This window comes from Nonomuraea sp. NPDC023979, assembly GCF_040639085.1.
Classification (GTDB): domain Bacteria; phylum Actinomycetota; class Actinomycetes; order Streptosporangiales; family Streptosporangiaceae; genus Nonomuraea; species Nonomuraea ceibae.
In genome coordinates, this window is record NZ_JBEZZG010000010.1 from 217,281 (window position 1) to 235,051 (window position 17,771).

The window sequence follows — 17,771 nt, forward strand, 5'->3', positions numbered from 1 at the left end:
CGGGGGGTGGCGGGCGTGGGACCGGGGGGTGGCGGGCGTGGGACCGGGGGGTGGCGGGCGTGGGACCGGGGGGCGGCGCTGCGCGTCAGACGGCGGCGTGCAGCCAGCGGACGGGCGCGCCGTCGCCCGCGTAGCGGAACGGCTCCAGCTCCTCGTCCCAGGGCCGGCCGAGCAGCTTGTCGAGCTCCTCCTCCAGCACGCAGCGGCCCTGACCGGCGGTCAGCATCACGGCGCGCAGCCGGTCCTCGGGGATCATGATGTCGCCCGCGGCGCCGATGACCGCGCTGAACGCGCCGAGCGTCGGGGTGTAGGCGTGCCGGGAGCCGTCGACGCCCGGCGAGGCGTCCTCGGTGATCTCGAACCTGAGGCGCTGCCAGCCCATGAGTGAGGAGGCGATGGCGGCGGCGATGCCGGGCCGGCCTTCCCATTCGGCCTGCGCGCGCACCACGTTGGGCGCGGCGGGTTGCGGCGTCCAGGTAAGATCAACGGGCACGCCAAGGACACCCGCGACTGCCCATTCGATATGAGGGCACAGCGCGGGCTGAGCCGAGTGGACGTACAGCACGCCACGAGCAGACACCGGACCTCCCGTTTCGGTACGAGGTGCGCCTTCCCCAACGGCCTCGCCCCGGGATGATCACAAGTGACTAGGGAGAGACTACCGTCGGTCGCAATCCGACACCAGAGGGGGGCCATACCAAGTTGGTGCGCGTGTGACACGTGACAGGACGGCCGGCGGGGAAAGATACCCGCTCATGAACATCCAACAAGTCGGCGACGCGCTCATCCGCCCAGGTCAGGTGCTGACCGACCGCAGCGCGCTGTCCGCCGCCTCGCGCTGGACGCAGGCCGTCTCGGAGGCCGACGGCGTCTGCGTGATCCACCTGTCCGACGGCGTCGACCCGTGCGAGCTGACCGCCGACCTGCGCGAGCACGGCTTCCGCGCCTCCCCCAACCACGTGCTGGCCGGGCAGCCGCTGTTCTTCGGCGGGCCGGCGTCGCGCCCTTTCCCCGCCCCGCCCATCGCCCACCGCCACAGCCGCACCCGCTCGCCGGTGGTGGTCGGGCTGCTCGACACCGGCGTGGCGGAGCACCGCTGGTGGGCCGGGAGCGACTGGTTCGCCGAGCGCCGGGCCGAGGACGACGACGCCGCCGAGGGCCGCCAGGCCGGGCATGGAACGTTCCTGGCCGGATTGCTGACGATGCGGGCGCCGGGCGTGTCGCTGCGGGTGACCCGGGTGCTCGACGGCGAGGGGCTGGGCGACGAGGCGACCGTGGTGCGGGCGCTGCACCGGATGCGCGAGCGGCCGCCCGACGTGCTGAACCTGTCGTTCGGCTGCCACACCTTCGACGGCAGGCCGCCGCCGCTGCTGGCCGACGCGCTGGCCGAGCTGCCCGGCACGGTCGTGGTCGCGTGCGCCGGCAACTCCGCCTCGGACGTGCCCTTCTACCCGGCCGCGCTGGGGCCGGTGGTGGCGGTGGGCGCGGTCGACGACACCCAGCAGCGCCGCGCCCCGTTCTCGGCGTACGGGCCGTGGGTGGACGCCTGCGCCCGCGGCGAGTGGCTGACCAGCACGTTCCCGGAGCGGGGCGAGTTCGCCGGCTACGCCTCGTGGAGCGGCACGTCGTTCGCCGCGGCCCTGGTGGCGGGGGCCATCGCGGACGCCGCGCGCGATCTGCCGGCGGCCCAGGCGGCCAAGGCGGTGCTGGATCCGCAGGCCACCCGGCAAATTCCCGATCTGGGAGTTCTCGTCCCGTCGAGTCTGTAGAGTTTACGCTCAGTCCCCGGGCGATCACGTGGAGGCAGGACAGCCTCCCGGCAGGGTCGGGAAGGAGGCCGTATGCACGACACGCGCGACCCAGCGGAGCTGCTCGCGGCGGCGGCCGGTGGCGACCAGGACGCCTGGGACCAGCTCGTGTCCCGCTTCGGGCCGCGGATGTGGGCGGTGGCCCGCTCCTGCGGTCTCGGCGAGAGCGACGCGGCGGACGTCGTCCAGGGCGCGTGGCTGCGCCTGCTGGAGCGGCTGCACGCGATCAGGGAGCCCGCGGCCGTGGGGGCGTGGCTGGCCACCACGACCCGCCGCGAAGCGCTCCAGCTGCTGCGGAAGACTCCGCACAGCGTGGCCGCGGAGCCCCCGGCCGCGCCCGACCCGGCCTCCGCCGTGCTGGAGGCCGACGGCAACCGCCTGCTCTGGCAGACGGTCTCCACCCTGCACGAGCCCTGCCGCACCATGCTCCGGCTGGTGGCGACGGATCTCGGCAGCCGGCAGATGGCCCAGCGCCTGGGCGTCCCGATCGGCAGCGTCGGCCCTACCAGGGCGCGCTGCCTGGAAAAACTGCGCACCCTGATCTCACTACAGGAGACGGTGCAATGATCAACGACGAATACTTCCTGGCGGCCCTCAGACTGGCCGCCGGGAGCGATCCCATCCCGGGACACGTGAGCGCGGCCGCCCGCGACGTCTTCCGGCTCCGGGTCCCCAGCGCGATCACCGCCGTCCCCGCCGAGTGCACCGCCACGCGCGGCGTGCGCGGGCCGGAGGGCCCGCACATGGTCCGCTTCGTGGCGGCCGGGCTCACCTTCGACCTGGAGGTGACCTTCGGCGACGGGCTGATCGACGTGGCGGGGCAGGTGTGCCCGACTCCGGGCGACGGGACACTCGTCGACGTACGCACCCCGCACCTGACGTTGAGCAGGCGGCTGGCGCCCACTGGCCACTTCGCGGTGACCGGGCTGCCGCCGGGCTGGCTCAGCGTGGTCTGCCACCGCCCCGGCAACGCCCCCGTCCAGACCCGGTGGGTGCGCATCCGCCCTTGAACACCGAGCCGAACCTGACGACACCGGAGCATCAGCGGGACACGTCCCCGGTCGTCGCCATGCTCGTGCGCGCGGCGGAGATGGCGGTGCAGCGTTCCGTGGTCGACCCGCCGCAGGCGTTGCGGGCCGGCCGGACGATCCTGGCGAAGGCGGCGGCCGTCCCCGGGGGCGCGGAGGCGACGGCGGTGGCGTTGCGGGCGATGGGCCTGGCCGAGCGTGAGCTGGGCGATCTGGAGGCGGCCGAGCAGCACCTCAGGCAGGCGATCGGCACCGTGGGGGCGCCCGGCGAGCGGCTGGCGCAGGCGCGGCTGTCGCTGGTGACGGTGCGCACCGAGCGCGGCCATCCGCTGCAGGCGCTGCGCGTCGCCGCGCTGGCCTGGGCCCACCTGTCGCCGCTCGACCGCGCCAAGCTCGACACGCAGCGGGCCGTCGCGCTGGCCTGCCTGGGCCGCTACCAGGAGGCCGTCGCCTCCTGCGACCGGGCGCTGCGGGCGCTCGTGGCCGCGCCGGGCACGCTCGACGACCGCAGGTTCCTGGCGGGCGGGCTGCTCAACCGGGGCCTGGTGCACGCCTACCGGGGCGACTGGGACGACGCCATGCGCGACATCAGCGCCTGCCTGGAGATCTCCCGCCACGCCGGGCTCCACCACCTGGCCCGGCTCGCCGCCGCCAACCTGCCCTTTCTCGCCGTACGGCGCGGCGACGTCGGCGAGGCGTTCGCCCACTACCGCGCCGCCCAGGACACGCTGTTCGGCTTCACCGAGCGGCTGGCCACGATGCGCGCCGACTTCGCGGGCGCCCTGCTGGCCGCCCACCTGCCCGGCGAGGCGCGGGCGCTGCTCAGCCTGGCCGTGCCCGACCTGGAGCAGTCCGGCGGCCGGGCGGCGCTGGCCGAGGCGCGGCTCAAGCTCGCCCAGGTCGAGCTGCTGACGGGCGACGCCCGCGAGGCGATCACGGTGGCCGAGCGGGCCGGGCGCGAGCTGGCGGAGCAGGAGCGGCACTCGTGGCTGCCGCTGGCCAGGGAGGTCGTGCTGCGGGCCAGGCTGGCGCTGGAGCCGCCCACGCCCGCGCTGCTCGCCGAGCTGATCGCGTGCGCGGGCGAGCTCGAACGCGACGCCGCCCACCTGGCCGGGGCGGCGGCGCTGCGGCTGGTGGCGGCCGAGACCGCGCTGGCCGTCGACGACCACCCGACGGCCTCGGCCCAGCTCGCGCGGCTCACCCAGCACGCCAGGCCGCAGGAGCGGTGGATGCCGGCCGGCACCCGGCTGACGCCGCTGTCGAGCGAGACGCAGCAGCGGCGGCTGGCCCAGGCCGCCCAGGTGCCGCCCTTGGTGCGGCAGCACGCGCTCGCGCTGGAGGCGGCGCTGCAGGAGGACGTCCCGGGCGCCTTCCGCGCCGTGCGGGAGGGGCTGGCCGAGATGGGCGGGCGCATGGACACGCTCGACGACCCGGCGTTGCGCGCCCACGCGGCCCGCGCCGGTGAGCGGCTGGCGGCGTTCGGGCTGCGGCTGGCGATCCGCGACGGAGACGCCGGCGAGGTGTTCGAGTGGGCGGAGCGGTGGCGGGCGGTGGCCGCGCCCGCGCACGCCCGCCCGCTGACCGGCTCCGGGCGGCTGCGCGAGGAGCTGGGGCGGGCCGCGCTGGTCGAGTACGTCACCGACGAGGAGTCGCTGCTGGGCGTGGTCGTCACCGGCGAGCGCGTGACGCTGCGGCGGCTCGGCGGGCTGCGGGCGGTGGCCGAGACGCTGATCCGGCTGCGCTACTCGCTGCGCCGGGCCGGGCTGCGCGAGGGCGGCGCCGCGCCTCCGCAGCCGATCGACGCCGTCGGGGCCGAGCTCGGGCGGCTGCTGCTGGAGCCCTTCGCTGACGAGCTCGCCGACGAGCTCGGCGACCGGCCGCTCGTCCTGGTGCCGACCGGGCCGCTGCACACCATGCCGTGGGGCGCGCTGCCCTGCCTGCGCGGCCGTCCGGTGAGCGTGGCGGCGAGCGCGGCCGGATGGCTGGCGGCGAGCGGACGCGGCGCCGGGGACGGGCCGCCGTCCGTGGTCGCCGCCGCCGGGCCCGGCCTCGCGCACGCCGAGGAGGAGGTGGGCCGGGTGCTCGCCCGCCACCCCGGCGCCCGCCCGGTCCCCGGCCGCAGGCAGGCGGTGCTCGACGCGCTGGCGGGCGCGGACGTGCTGCACCTGGCCGCCCACGGGGTGTTCCACGCGCGCAGCCCGCTGCTGTCCGGCATCACGCTGGAGGACGGCCCGCTCATGGCGTACGACCTGCTGCGGGCGGAGCGGGCGCCGAGGCTGGTGGTGCTGTCGTCCTGCGACTCGGGGATGGCGCGCACGCCCGCCGACGGGGCGCCGCTCGGGCTGGCCGGCACGTTCCTGTCGCGCGGCGCCGCCTGCGTGGTGGCGGGGATGGTGCCGGTGGGCGACGAGGACGCGCTGGCGCTCATGACGGCCTTTCACGAGCTGCTGGCCGCCGGCCGGCCGGCCGACGCCGCGCTGGCCGTCTCGTCGGCCGCGACGGGGGTGCCGGGCTTCGTGTGCTTCGGCGCCGGTCACCGGCCGCTCGTCCGGCCCGCGACGGCGGGCGTTCAGCCGGTGGCGACGGGCCTCGCCGGGTCGGCCACCCAGTTGGACCACGAGCCCACGTAGAGGGCGGCGTCGATCCCGGCGACCGCGAGCGCGAGCACCTCGTGCGCGGCCGTCACGCCCGACCCGCAGTAGGCGCCGACCGGCACGCCGCCCGTCACGCCCAGCCCGGCGAAGCGGACCCGCAGCACGTCCGGGGCCGGGAAGCGGCCGTCGGCGCCCACGTTCGCGGTGGTCGGGGCGCTGACCGCGCCGGGGATGTGCCCGGCCACCGGGTCGACCGGCTCCACCTCGCCCCGGTAACGCTCCTCCGCCCTGGCGTCGAGCAGCACGCCGGAGCCGGCCAGCGCCGCGGCCTGCCCGGCGTCGAGGACCGGCATCCCGCCCGGCGTGGCCGTGAAGTCGCCGGGCTCGGGCCGGGGCTCGTCCTTGGTGACCGGCAGCCCGGCCGCGATCCAGGCGGGCAGCCCGCCGTCGAGCACCCGTACGTCCTGGTGGCCGAAGTAGCGCAGCGTCCACCAGGCGCGGGCGGCCACCGTCGAGCCCGCGTCGTCGTACACCACGACGGGCCTGCCGTCCGACACGCCGAGCCGCCGCATCGCCCGCTCGAACGCGTCCGCGCCGGGCAGCGGGTGCCGGCCGGCGTCGCCGGGCGGCGCCGCCAGATCGGCGTCGAGGTCGCAGAAGACGGCGCCCGGCACGTGACCCTCGCGGTAGAGGCCGATCCCGGGCGGGCCGCCCAGCCGCCAGCGCACGTCGAGCACGCTCGCCGTGTCGCCCAGCGCGGCCAGCTCGTCCGGAGTGATCAGCGGGCTCATCTGCGGGATACCTCCACAAGTGGTACGAGCTGCTCGGCGGCGGTCATGGAGCCGTGGTAGCCGGTGAAGAGCGCCTCGATCCGATGCGCGGACGGGGCGATGATCGCCAGGTCAGTGTAGGGGACGGCGAGCACGTCACCGATGCGCCGCAGCCACGCGCCGCGCACTTCCGGCCCGAACCAGCCGGCCTCGACCGCCTCCTCGCGCGGCACCACCCAGGCGCGCCCGTTGAGCGTCGCCGCCCAGGCGTCGAGCACGTCGCCGGCCGCGCCGGGCTCGGCGTAGACGTGGCGGGCGCGGGCCTCGCCGCCGAGCATCGCCACGCCGCGCGTCAGCTCGGGCGTCTTCTCGGCGTCGAGCTTGTCGGCGGCGTTGATCATGCCGTGGTCGGCGGTCACGTACAGGGCGGCGCCGTCGGGCAGTCCCTCGGCCAGGCGCTCGGCCATGCGGTCGACGATCGCCAGCTGCCGCAGCCATTCGTCGCCGCCCCAGCCGGTCATGTGCCCGGCCGCGTCGAGGTCGCCGTAGTAGACGGTGACGTGGGCGCGCGGCCCGGCCAGCTCGGCCAGCGCCCTGGTGACGCGCTCGTCCGGCGTCTCGGCGGGGGCGTAGCGGACGCCCCGGTAGACGGCGTCGGTCAGGCCGGTGCCCTCGAACTCGGCCGGGGCCACGTAGACGGCGTCGATCCCGGCCGCGGCGGCCCGCTGGTAAACAGTCGTGCTCGGCTGCCATTCGGCCGGGTCCATCGGCGTCCCGGTCCAGCGCAGGCAGTTGAACAGCAGGCCGGCGCCGGGCACGGCCAGCGTCATGCCGAGCATGCCGTGCTCGCCCGGCGGCAGCCCGGTGCCGAGCGAGCACAGGCTCGTCACGGTCGTCGCGGGGAACCCGGCGGTGAGGGTGGCGGGCGGCGCCGCGTGGGCCGGAGGGGCGATCGTCCCGCCGGTGGCGGTGGTCGCAGCGGCGGCCGTGAGGAAGGGAGCGGTGTCAGGGTGGGCGCGCAGGAGCTCCGCGCCGAGGCCGTCGACCAGGAACAGGCAGGTGCGGGTGGCGGGCGCGATCGCCAGCGGGTTGGGCTCGTCGAGGCCGAGGGCCGCGAGCAGGGAACGGGCGAGGTCGGGCAACGAGGCCCCGCCGTAGGCCGGCACCAGCGGCACGCTGTCCATGCCCTCGATCTTAGACGCCGCGGCGGCGCCCACCTACAGCGTCGGCGAGGCCGTACGGGGGATGATCGCTCAGGCGGCGGCGCGGGCCGTGGCCTCCGACAAGGCCTTGGCGAAGGCCAGCACGTGGGTGACCGCCTCGGGCCCGTCGGCGGCCTCGCTGACGCGCAGGGACAGGTCGTCGGCGGTGATGGCGCCGGTGTAGCCGTGGTCGGCCTCGCAGTTCTCGTCGCCGCAGGTGGCCGGTTCGAGGTCCACGTGGGAGATGGCGCCCCAGCCGATGGTGAGCGTCACCTCGGTGGGCGGCACGCCCGGGACGTAGGAGGCGGGGTCGGGAACCACCCGGGTCACCGCGACCGACTGGACGCGGCTCAGCCGCACCGCCTCCGTGGTCGTGGACGCGTGCGCCGTCGAGACCCCCTCCACCGCCGGGTGCTCGTCGGTGTGGCACACCAGCAGCCTCGTGCCGGACAGCACCAGCACGGTGACGTGCCGGCGCACCTCCATCGCGGGATCGAAGGTGGCCTCGTGATGGACCACGAACGCGGTCACGGCCTCCTTGCCCAGCGCGGATTCGACCGCATCGGTGACGAGGTCGGGATAGTAGCCGCTGCGCTCGATCGCTTCACGCAGGCCCGCGGCTGAGACTCGGGTTTCCCTCATGGATCCAGTTTGCCAGGGCGTCGCAGTGCACTCACCCGCCGGATATAACGCTCTATAACGTCTTCAACACCGAAATTTTCCTTTCGCCCCCAGCTTCCCCGCCGGGGCGGAGCCCGCCGCCCGCGCCGGTCAGCCCAGGCGGCGGGGGCCGCCGTCCAGCCGGGGGCCGGGCGGGGTGCGGAGGGTCACGCGGGCGCCGAGGACGATCACGCCGCTCTCGCCGACCAGGACCTGGTCCAGGTCGAGACGGGCCAGCTCCGGCAGGTCGTGGGCCAGACGGCCCACCCTGACCAGGAGGTCCTCCAGGGCGTCGACGGCCACCGGCGGGTAGCCGTACTCGCCGAACAGCAGCGGCGCGGCCCGTACGGACCTCACCAGGCCGGCGGCGTCGTCACGGGTCAGCGGCGCGAGACGGAACCCCTGGTCGAGCAGCAGGCGCGCGGTCACCTCGCCCAGCCCGAACGACACCACCGGCCCGAACGCCGGGTCCTCGACGACGGTCACGACCGTGGGGACGGCGGGCTGCGGGGCCATGCGCTGCACGGCCAGCTCCGTGGCGTCGCCGAACTGGCGGGCGAGCTCGGCGTACGCGTGGCGGACGCTCTCGGCGGTGGACAGGCCCAGGCGTACGGTCCCGGCGCGGCGGGCGGCGCGGGGGTCGGCGAGCTTGAGCACCACCGGCCACCCGAGCCGTTCGGCGGCGGCCACCGCCTCGTCCGGCGACCCGGCCACCTCGGCCGGCCACACGCTCAGCCCGTAGCAGGCGAGCAGCTCGGCCGCGTCGGCCAGGACCGGCGGCCCCGCCTCGGCGAACGCCCCGGCGTCCGGCGCGGCGTCCGGCACGGCGGGGGCGGCGGCGGCTTCGTCCGCAGGGGTGCCGGGTGCTTCCTGGGGCGGCGGGGTGAGGGTGCGGTGGACGAGGGCGCGGGCGCGCGGGGTGTCGATGTCCTCCAGGTCCGCCGGGGGGACGGCGGGGCGGGCGCGCCAGGCGGCGTAGCGGACGGCGTGGGACAGGGCGCGCACCGCCTCCTCGGGGGCCGCGTAGGAGGGGATGGAGCCGCGCGCCGGGGCGGCGCCCGTCTGGAGGCAGGGGTGCATGCCCAGATGCCCCTGGAAGGTGGCGAGGACGGGCTTGGCCGAGCCCCGCGACACCTCCATGAGCCGGTCGGCGATGCCCGCGGCGTCACCCGGGATGGGCGGCATGTAGATGACGACCGCCGCGTCGACCTCGGGTGAGGCCAGCTCGGCGGCGAGGGCCGTGCCGAACTCGTCGGGCCCGGCGGCGGGGCCGAGGTTGGCCGGGGGCCGGGGAGCGAGCCCGGCGGCGACGCAGGCGTCGGCGGCCAGCAGGCCGAGCGCGTCGGAGTTGGTGACCAGGGCGACGCGCGGCCCGGCGGGCAGCGGCTGGTAGGCCAGGAGCTGGCCGACGTCGAAGAGCTCGATGAGGTCGGCCACCCGGATCAGCCCGGCCTGCTCGAACAGGGAGCTGACGGCGGAGTCGGGCAGGCCGAGCTCCTCGGCGGAGTGGCCGGACGGGGTGCCGCCGCTCTTGACGACGACGATGGGCTTGGTGCGGGCGATGCGCCGGGCCAGGCGGGTGAACTTGCGCGGGTTTCCCAGCGACTCCAGGTAGAGCAGGATCACCTCGGTGGCGTCGTCCTCCTCCCAGTACTGGAGCAGGTCGTTGCCCGACACGTCGGCCCGGTTGCCCGCGGAGACGAACGACGAGATGCCCATGCCGCGCTGCTTGACGCGCTGGAGGAGGGCGGTGCCGAGGGCACCGGACTGGCTGAAGAACCCCACGCGGCCACGGCCTGGGACGGTGGCGGCGAGGGTGGCGTTGAGCTTGACGGCGGGGTCGGTGTTGGCGATGCCCAGGCAGTTCGGGCCGACCACGCGCAGCCCGTAGGAGCGGGCGATGCGGGCGAGCTCGTCCTGGCGGGCACGGCCGCGGCTGCCCGTCTCGCCGAACCCCGACGACACGACGACGAGGCCGTGCACGCCCTTCTCGGCGCACTCCTTGACCACGTCGAGCACGCTCTCGGCGGGCACGGCGACGACGGCGAGGTCGACCTCGCCGTCGATGGCGGTCACGCTCGGGTAGGCGCGCACGCCCGCGACGGCGCGGACCTCGCGGTGCACCGGGTAGACGGGGCCGGTGAAGTCGGCGGCCAGCAGGTTGCGCAGCACGGTCTGGCCGACGCCGCCGGGCTCGCGGGAGGCGCCGATGACGGCGACGGAGCCGGGGGTGAGCAGCCGGGCGATCGAACGGGCCTCGGCGCGGTGCTCGCGGGCGGTGGTGACCTCGGCGGCGGTCTCGGTCGGGGTGAGGTCGAGCGTCATGCGGACGACGCCGTCGGCGAAGCTGCTCTCCGCCGTGTAGCCGGCCTGGCGCAGCACGCCCATCATCTTCATGTTGGCGGGCAGCACGTCGGCGACGAAGCGCTCGATGCCGCGTTCGCGGGCGGTGGCGGCCAGGTGTTCGAGCAGCACGGAGGCCACTCCCCTGCCCTGGTGGGCGTCCTCGACGAGGAAGGCGACCTCGGCCTCGCCCGGCCCGGTGCGGTCGTAGCGGATGACGGCCACCATCTCCGCCCCGATGGTGGCGATCAGGGCGACGCGGCTCTCGTAGTCGACGGTGGTGAACCGGGTGACCTCGCGGTCGGACAGGCGCGGCCGGGGCCCGAAGAACCGGAAATAGATGGATTCCGGGGACAGCCGCGAGTAGAAGGCGCGCAGCCGATCGGCGTCTGCGGGCCTGATCGGGCGCACGTGCGCGGTGCCGCCGTCGGCCAGGACGACGTCGGCTTCCCAGTGAGCGGGATATTGTGCCTCCACAGTCACGAGCGTAAACCCGTGTCCCACATGTCAAGAAGTTGGGCAACGCTTGTGCATCGACTCAGGCCGGGTGTCGGGGGTCCGCCACACGAACCGGCTGGAAGCTGTTAGTTTTGCCGTGGCCAGGCTCGATCTGTAGGCAGCAAGGTGGTGGCATCATGACGCGGGTCGTCGTGGTGGGCGATCTCATGACCGACGCGGTGGCGCGCGCCCGTTATGCGCTCGCCAGGGCGAGCGACACCCCGGCGATCGTCACGATGCACGGTGGCGGGTCCGGGGCCAACATCGCCTCGTGGCTAGCCGTCGAGGGCGCGGAGGTGGCCTTCATCGGCCGCCGGGGCGCCGACATCACGGGGCGCAACCGCGACATGGAGCTGATGGGCTACGGAGTCGACGCCCGGCTCGTCATGGACCCCGAGCGTCCCACCGGCACCTGCGTGGTGCTCGTCACGCACAAGGGCGAGCGCACCATGCTGTCCGACCCGGGCGCCAACGCGGCGCTGTCGCCGGAGGACCTGCCGCGTGACCTGTTCAACGGCGGCGGCCACCTGCACCTGTCGGGCTACACGCTGATCAACGAGGGCTCGCGCGACGCGGGGCTGGCCGCGCTCGACATGGCGCGCCGCTCGGGGATGTCGATCTCCGTCGACTGCGCCTCGTCGGCGCCTCTCGAGCGTACGGGCGCCGAGCCGTTCCTGGAGTGGACCAACGGCGCCAAGCTGCTGTTCGCCAACATCGACCAGGCCAAGGTGCTGACCGGGCGGGACGACCCGGAGGCGGCGGCCAAGGTGCTGACGGCGTGGTTCCCGCAGGTCGTCATCAAGATGACCGCCGAGGGCGCGCTGTGGTTCGGCAACGGGCGGCCGGAGCCGGTCCGGGTGCCGGCCGAGCCGGTCGACCGGATCGTCGACGGCACGGGCGCGGGTGACGCGTTCTGCGCCGGGTTCCTGCCGGCGTGGCTGGCGGGCAAGCCTCCGGCGGAGTCGCTGGGCGCCGGGTGCGCCCTGGCCGCCAAGGCGATCGTGCACCTGGGCGCGCGGCCCCGCCTCTGACCTTCCGGCGGGGCCTCTCCCTCCGAGCCACCGTACGAGCTGCCGAACGTCCCGGGCTCCCGAACGTCCCGGGCTGCTGAACGTACGGGCTGCTGAACGTACGGCACTCAGGACGTGCGGGGCTCAGGGGCGTACGGCGCTCAGGACGTGGTGGCCAGGACGAGCGGGAGGACGGCCGGGGCGCCCGCGTGGCGCACCAGGGCGGCGGCGAGCGTCATCGTCCAGCCGGTGTCGACGCGGTCGTCGATCAGCAGCACGGGCCCGCCGCAGGCGGCCACGGCAGCACCCACCTCGCGCGGCATCGCCAGCGTCGCCCGCACGGCCTGCACCCGCTTGGCGCTGTTGAACTGCTGTCCGGGCGGCCCCGACCGGTAGCCGAGCTCGCCGAGGTAGGACAGCCGGCCCACCTGCGCCAGCCGTTCGGCGAACCCGCGCACGAGCAGCGGGCGCGACGCCGACGGCACGTTGACCACGGCCACCGGCCGCTCGCGCCACTCCCACGCCGACAGCACCTTGACCACGGCGGCGAACATGTCGTCGGCCATCGGCCCGTCGGCCCCGGCGAACAGCTCGCGCAGCCGGTTGCCCCAGCCGATGTCGGTGAGCCTGCCGAGCGCGCGGCCCGGCTCGGCGCCCAGCTCGGGCTTGATCCGCCCGGACAGGTCGGCCAGCCCGGTCGGCCACTGCTTGCGCGCCTCGATGTCGACGCCGGGCCTGCTCAGCCGCTCGCGGGCGGTCTCGACGGCCCCGGCGGCGATCTCGGGTGAGCGGTGGCGTCCGGTGCAGTTGTCGCAGCGGCCGCACGGCCGGGCTGCCTCGTCGTCGAGGCGGCGGCGCAGGTATTCCTCACGGCAGTCGGTGGTGGTCAGGTAGCCGAGCATGGCGTCCTGCTCGGCCTTGCGCTCGGCGGCGATGCGGGAGTAGCGCTCGGCGTCGTAGGACCATTCCTCGCCGGTCGACTCCCAGCCGCCCTTGACCCTGCGCACGGCGCCGTCGACGTCGAGGACCTTGAGCATCATCTCCAGCCGGCTGCGGCTGAGGTCGACGGCGGTCTCCAGGGCCTGCGTGGACATGACGCCGCGCTCGGCCAGCGTCTCCAGCACGGTGCGCACGACCGGCTCCGGCGGGAACGCCAGCGAGGTGAAATAGGCCCAGATGTCGCGGTCCTCGGTGCCGGGCAGCAGGATCACCTCGGCCCGCTCGACCCCGCGGCCCGCGCGGCCGACCTGCTGGTAGTAGGCGACGGGTGACTGCGGCGCGCCGACGTGGACGACGAAGCCCAGGTCGGGCTTGTCGAAGCCCATGCCGAGCGCGCTGGTGGCGACCAGCGCCTTGATCTTGTTGTTGAGCAGCGCCTCCTCGGCCGCCAGCCGCTCGGCCGGGTCGGTCTGGCCGGAGTAGGCGGCCACCTCGTGGCCCTGCTCGCGCAGGTAGGAGGCGATCTCGTGGGCGGCGGCCACGGTCAGCGTGTAGACGATGCCGGAGCCGGGCAGCTCGTGCAGCGTCTGGGCCAGCCAGGCCAGCCGCTGCTCGGCCGACGGGAGGCGTACGACGCTCAGGTGGAGGCTCTCGCGCTCCAGCGGGCCGCGCAGCACGAGGGTGTCCTCGCCCATCTGCTCGGCCACGTCGCGGGTGACGCGGGCGTTGGCGGTGGCGGTGGTGGCCAGCACCGGGATGCCGGGCGGCAGCTCCTCGAAGAGGGTGGCGAGCCTGCGGTAGTCGGGCCGGAAGTCGTGACCCCAGTCGGAGATGCAGTGGGCCTCGTCGACGACGACCAGCCCGGCGCTCTCGGCCAGCTCGGGCAGCACGTTGTCGCGGAAGTCGGGGTTGTTGAGCCGCTCGGGGCTGACCAGCAGCACGTCGACGAGGCCGTCGGCGACCTGGCCGTAGACCTCCTCCCACGCCTCGGGGTTGGCCGAGTTGATGGTGACGGCGCGGATGCCGGCGCGCTCGGCGGCGGCGATCTGGTTGCGCATGAGGGCCAGCAGCGGCGACACGATGACGGTCGGCCCCTCGCCGAGCTCGCGCAGCAGGGCGGTGGCCACGAAGTAGACGGCCGACTTGCCCCAGCCGGTGCGCTGCACGACGAGCACCCGCCGGCGGTCGACGACCAGCGCCTCGATGGCCTTCCACTGGTCGTCGCGGAGCCTGGCGTGCTCGCCGGCCAGCGCGCGCAGCTTCTCCTCGGCCTCTTCGCGCAGCATCCCGGCGTCGGGGGCGTCAATCATGTGTCCCTTGTTACCAGGTTTCCCCGACGATTCGCGCCCGCGAGCGGCGGAACCCGCCATCGGCGCGAAGCGTTGAGCGTACGTCACCCCTGGAGAGCACGGCCCTCAGGAGGGTTCATGGCGGAGTTGTCACTCGCGCGACGTGCCCGGCGGCCGGCGGTTCCGCGTCTAGCTTTCGCGCGGGTCGTCACGGTGATGCTGCTGGTGGTGGGGATGGGCGCGGCGGGCTGCGCGGGGACGGACGTGAAGGCGTCCTACCGGCCGATGTTCCTGCCGGTCAAGCTCGAGTGGGGGCCCGGCGGGGTGAAGGTCACCGGCGACGCCTCGATCGCCACGCCGATCGGCGTGTTCTCCGTGGGCGCCGAGCACAGCCTCGTGGCCAAGAAGCAGAACGCCCTCTACGTCATCTTCCGCGACCACGACGGGGTCCTGCCCGGCTCGCCCGTGGCGGGCACCGACCTGGTGTACGAGGTGCTGAGCGGGGGCGGCCGGTTCACCGCCGTGGTCAACGGCACGGCCGTCATCCAGGTCGCCAACCAGGAAGTGCTCATCGACGTCACGGACGGCACGCTCAAGGTCATCGAGTTCCAGGGCGCCCAGGCGATCATGCAGGAGCGGCCCAGCGGCCTGGCCCAGCGGTGGCAGGAGTTCTGGGACGGCTGCCTCTACACGCCGATGTCGCTGTCGCGGTGGGCCTACGACGACTCGACCATCGACCAGTGGTTCGGCCTGGGGTTCGTGCTGTTCCTGGTCCGGCTGGCCCTGGCGCTCGTCCTCGGGGTGGCCGACCTGCTGCTGACCGCCGGGTGCTTCCTGGCCGCCGTTGCCTTCGTGGTCGCCGGTCCGACCGGGCGCAACATCGTGTACGGCGTCGAGGTCCTGTTGTTCCTCGTCCTCGTGTTCGGGGCGCGGTCGCTGGCCTAGCGATTTCCGATCAAGATCGGCACAAAAGTGATCATGTGGGCGTCCAGGCGCACGGCGAAGCACGTCGGTGTCGCGGGCACCCGCGTTTCTTCGGCACAATGTTCGACATGGCCCGACGTACCCCTGCACCCCCGACTGAGGACTTCGAAGAGCGGATCGTCGACATCGACGTCTCCTCGGAGATGCGCACGAGCTTCCTCGAGTACGCGTATTCGGTGATCTACCAGCGTGCGCTGCCCGACGCCCGTGACGGACTCAAGCCGGTGCAGCGGCGCATCCTCTACTCGATGAGCGAGATGGGCCTGCGCCCCGACCGGGGGCATGTCAAGTCCTCCCGCGTCGTCGGCGACGTGATGGGCAAGCTCCATCCCCACGGCGACACCGCCATCTACGACGCGGTGGTGCGCCTGGCGCAGCCGTTCTCGATGCGGCTGCCGCTGGTCGACGGGCACGGCAACTTCGGCTCGCCCGACGACCTGCCCGCCGCCATGCGTTACACCGAGGCCCGGCTGGCCCCGGCCGCGATGCTCATGGTGGAGTCGCTCGACGAGGACACCGTCGACTTCAAGCCCAACTACGACGGCCAGGAGACCGAGCCCACGGTCATGCCGTCGGCGTTCCCCAACCTGCTGGTCAACGGCACGACCGGCATCGCGGTCGGCATGGCGACCAACATGGCGCCGCACAACCTGGCCGAGGTCGTGGCCGCCGCCCGCCACCTGATCAAGAAGCCCACGGCCACGCTCGACGAGCTGATGAAGTTCATCCCCGGCCCCGACCTGCCGACCGGCGGCACGATCACCGGCCTGCAGGGGGTGCGTGACGCGTACGAGACCGGCCGCGGCACGTTCCGCATGCGCGCCAAGTGCGCGGTCGAGCAGATCACGCCGCGCCGCAAGGGCATCGTCGTCACCGAGCTGCCCTACAACGTCGGCCCCGAGCGCGTAGTCACCAAGATCAAAGAGCTGGTGACCAGCAAGAAGCTGCAGGGCATCGCCGACCTGAAGGACCTCACCGACCGGCACAAGGGCCTGCGCCTGGTCATCGAGATCAAGAACGGCTTCATCCCCGAGGCGGTGCTCGACGAGCTCTACCGGCTCACGCCGATGGAGGAGACGTTCGGCATCAACAATGTCGCGCTGGTCGACGGCGAGCCGCGCACGCTGGGCCTGCGCGAGCTCCTCCAGGTCTACGTCGACCACCGCATCGAGGTCGTCCGCCGCCGCTCCGAGCACCGCAGGCGCAAGCGCGAGGACCGCCTCCACCTGGTCGACGGCCTCATCGTCGCGCTGCTCAACATCGACGAGGTCATCCAGGTCATCCGCTCCTCCGACGACTCCGGGCAGGCCCGCGAGCGGCTGATGGACGTCTTCGACCTGACCGACATCCAGGCCGCCTACATCCTCGACACCCCGCTGCGCCGCCTGACCCGCTACGACAAGCTGGAGCTCGACCGCGAGAAGGAGACGCTGACCGACGAGATCGCCGAGCTGACCGGCATCCTGTCGTCCGAGACGCGGCTGCGCCAGGTCGTCTCCGGCGAGCTCGCCGAGGTGGCCAAGAAGTACGCCACGCCGCGCCGCACCGTGCTGCTGGAGGCGTCCGGCGTCTCCCGCACCGCGACGGTCGAGCTCCAGGTGGCCGACGACCCCTGCCTGGCGCTGCTGTCGTCCACCGGCCTGCTGGCCCGCACCTCCAACGCCGACCCGCTGGCCGCCACCGGTGACCGCACCGCCCACGACGTGCTCGTCTCCGCCGTGCGCACCACCGTCAGAGGCGAGGTTGGCGTGGTCACGTCACTCGGCCGGCTCATCCGCGTCCAGGTGGTCGACCTGCCCACGCTGCCGCCGTCCGCCGGCCCGCCCTCCCTGTCGGGCGGGCATCCCGTCTCCGAGTACGTGTCGCTCCAGCCCGACGAGACCGTGGTCGGCCTCGGCTCCCTCGACCCCGAGAGCCCCGGCCTGGCCCTCGGCACCGCGCAGGGCGTGGTGAAACGGGTGGTGCCCGACTATCCGGCCAACCGTGACGACTTCGAGGTCATCACCCTCAAGGACGGCGACACCGTCGTCGGCGCCGTCGAGCTCGACTCCGAAGAGCACGACCTGGTGTTCATCAGCTCCGACGCGCAGCTCCTGCGCTACCAGGCGGCCCAGGTGCGCCCCCAGGGGCGGCCCGCGGGCGGCATGGCCGGCATCCGGCTCGACGGCGGGGCGCGGGTCATCTGGTTCGGCGTCGTCGACCCGGCCCGGCCCGGCCAGGTCGTGACGGTCGCCGGCTCCTCCACCGCGCTTCCCGGCACCCAGGTCGGCGGCGGCAAGGTGTCCGACTACGCCGAGTTCCCCGCCAAGGGGCGCGCCACGGGCGGCGTACGCGCCCAGCGCTTCCTCAAGGGCGAGGACGTCCTGCTGCTCGCCTGGGCCGGGCCCGCCCCGGCCAAGGCGGTCTCCTCGGTCGGCAAGCCCGTACCGCTCCCCGACGAGATCGGCCGCCGTGACGGCTCGGGCGTGCGCCTCACCCACACCATCGGCGCCATCGGCGGCCCCCTCGCCTCCTCCCCCGACGACCCCGAGGGAGAAACTTCCCAGGACACCGAGTAACCGCCGCCTGAGCCCCGGCACGCTGCCGGCGCCGGGGCCCTTCACGGACGGGCCGTACGGACGCCCGCCATTTGAGGCGGACGCCCTG

13 protein-coding genes are annotated in these 17,771 nt (G+C 74.3%); 7 read left to right on the forward strand and 6 right to left on the reverse strand.

Features of this window, described 5'->3' with window-relative positions; genetic code table 11:
- Positions 1-85: 85 nt before the first annotated feature.
- Positions 86-580, reverse strand: a complete 495-nt coding sequence (locus AB0G11_RS20380; protein ID WP_219510259.1) for a DUF3145 domain-containing protein — start codon at positions 578-580, stop codon at positions 86-88.
- A 175-nt stretch (positions 581-755) separates the two neighbouring features.
- Between AB0G11_RS20380 and AB0G11_RS20385 the strand changes: the two genes are divergently transcribed.
- From AB0G11_RS20385 to AB0G11_RS20400, 4 genes are all read left to right on the forward strand, one after another.
- Positions 756-1,769, forward strand: coding sequence for a S8/S53 family peptidase (locus tag AB0G11_RS20385; protein ID WP_219510261.1), 1,014 nt, complete (start codon positions 756-758; stop codon positions 1,767-1,769).
- A 72-nt stretch (positions 1,770-1,841) separates the two neighbouring features.
- Entirely contained in the window at positions 1,842-2,375 is a 534-nt protein-coding gene (locus tag AB0G11_RS20390) for a sigma-70 family RNA polymerase sigma factor (protein WP_219510262.1), read from the forward strand.
- On the forward strand, positions 2,372-2,818 hold the full coding sequence (locus tag AB0G11_RS20395) for a hypothetical protein (protein ID WP_219510263.1): 447 nt from the start codon (positions 2,372-2,374) through the stop codon (positions 2,816-2,818). The genes AB0G11_RS20390 and AB0G11_RS20395 overlap by 4 nt, the downstream gene beginning before the upstream one ends.
- Positions 2,815-5,466 (forward strand): CHAT domain-containing tetratricopeptide repeat protein, encoded by a 2,652-nt coding sequence (locus tag AB0G11_RS20400; protein WP_357587418.1) that lies wholly within the window; start codon positions 2,815-2,817, stop codon positions 5,464-5,466. Before AB0G11_RS20395 ends, AB0G11_RS20400 begins: the two co-directional genes overlap by 4 nt.
- Here AB0G11_RS20400 and AB0G11_RS20405 read toward each other — a convergent pair.
- From AB0G11_RS20405 to AB0G11_RS20420, 4 genes are all read right to left on the reverse strand, one after another.
- Positions 5,406-6,221 (reverse strand): sulfurtransferase, encoded by an 816-nt coding sequence (locus AB0G11_RS20405; RefSeq protein ID WP_357587420.1) that lies wholly within the window; start codon positions 6,219-6,221, stop codon positions 5,406-5,408. The genes AB0G11_RS20400 and AB0G11_RS20405 overlap by 61 nt on opposite strands.
- Entirely contained in the window at positions 6,218-7,384 is a 1,167-nt protein-coding gene (locus tag AB0G11_RS20410) for a nucleotide pyrophosphatase/phosphodiesterase family protein (protein WP_219510266.1), read from the reverse strand. Before AB0G11_RS20410 ends, AB0G11_RS20405 begins: the two co-directional genes overlap by 4 nt.
- Before the next feature lie 69 nt (positions 7,385-7,453).
- Complete coding sequence (locus AB0G11_RS20415) at positions 7,454-8,044, reverse strand: DUF5998 family protein (RefSeq protein ID WP_219510267.1); 591 nt, start codon at positions 8,042-8,044, stop codon at positions 7,454-7,456.
- Positions 8,045-8,173: 129 nt separating this feature from the next.
- Entirely contained in the window at positions 8,174-10,882 is a 2,709-nt protein-coding gene (locus AB0G11_RS20420; RefSeq protein ID WP_357587421.1) for a GNAT family N-acetyltransferase, read from the reverse strand.
- Between the two features lie 158 nt (positions 10,883-11,040).
- Here AB0G11_RS20420 and AB0G11_RS20425 point away from each other — a divergent pair, with 158 nt between their 5' ends.
- Positions 11,041-11,934, forward strand: a complete 894-nt coding sequence (locus AB0G11_RS20425) for a sugar kinase (RefSeq protein ID WP_219510269.1) — start codon at positions 11,041-11,043, stop codon at positions 11,932-11,934.
- Between the two features lie 140 nt (positions 11,935-12,074).
- Here the strand turns inward: AB0G11_RS20425 and AB0G11_RS20430 are convergent, their stop codons facing one another.
- The gene (locus tag AB0G11_RS20430; RefSeq protein ID WP_357587422.1) at positions 12,075-14,162 is read right to left on the reverse strand and encodes a RecQ family ATP-dependent DNA helicase; all 2,088 of its coding nucleotides are present in this window, start codon (positions 14,160-14,162) and stop codon (positions 12,075-12,077) included.
- A 117-nt stretch (positions 14,163-14,279) separates the two neighbouring features.
- On the opposite strand from AB0G11_RS20430, the gene AB0G11_RS20435 reads away from it, so the two are divergent.
- Together AB0G11_RS20435 and AB0G11_RS20440 are read left to right on the forward strand one after the other, a co-directional pair.
- Positions 14,280-15,086 (forward strand): hypothetical protein, encoded by an 807-nt coding sequence (locus AB0G11_RS20435; protein WP_219510270.1) that lies wholly within the window; start codon positions 14,280-14,282, stop codon positions 15,084-15,086.
- A 107-nt stretch (positions 15,087-15,193) separates the two neighbouring features.
- The gene (locus tag AB0G11_RS20440) at positions 15,194-17,683 is read left to right on the forward strand and encodes a DNA topoisomerase IV subunit A (RefSeq protein WP_357587423.1); all 2,490 of its coding nucleotides are present in this window, start codon (positions 15,194-15,196) and stop codon (positions 17,681-17,683) included.
- The last annotated feature ends 88 nt before the right edge of the window (positions 17,684-17,771 follow it).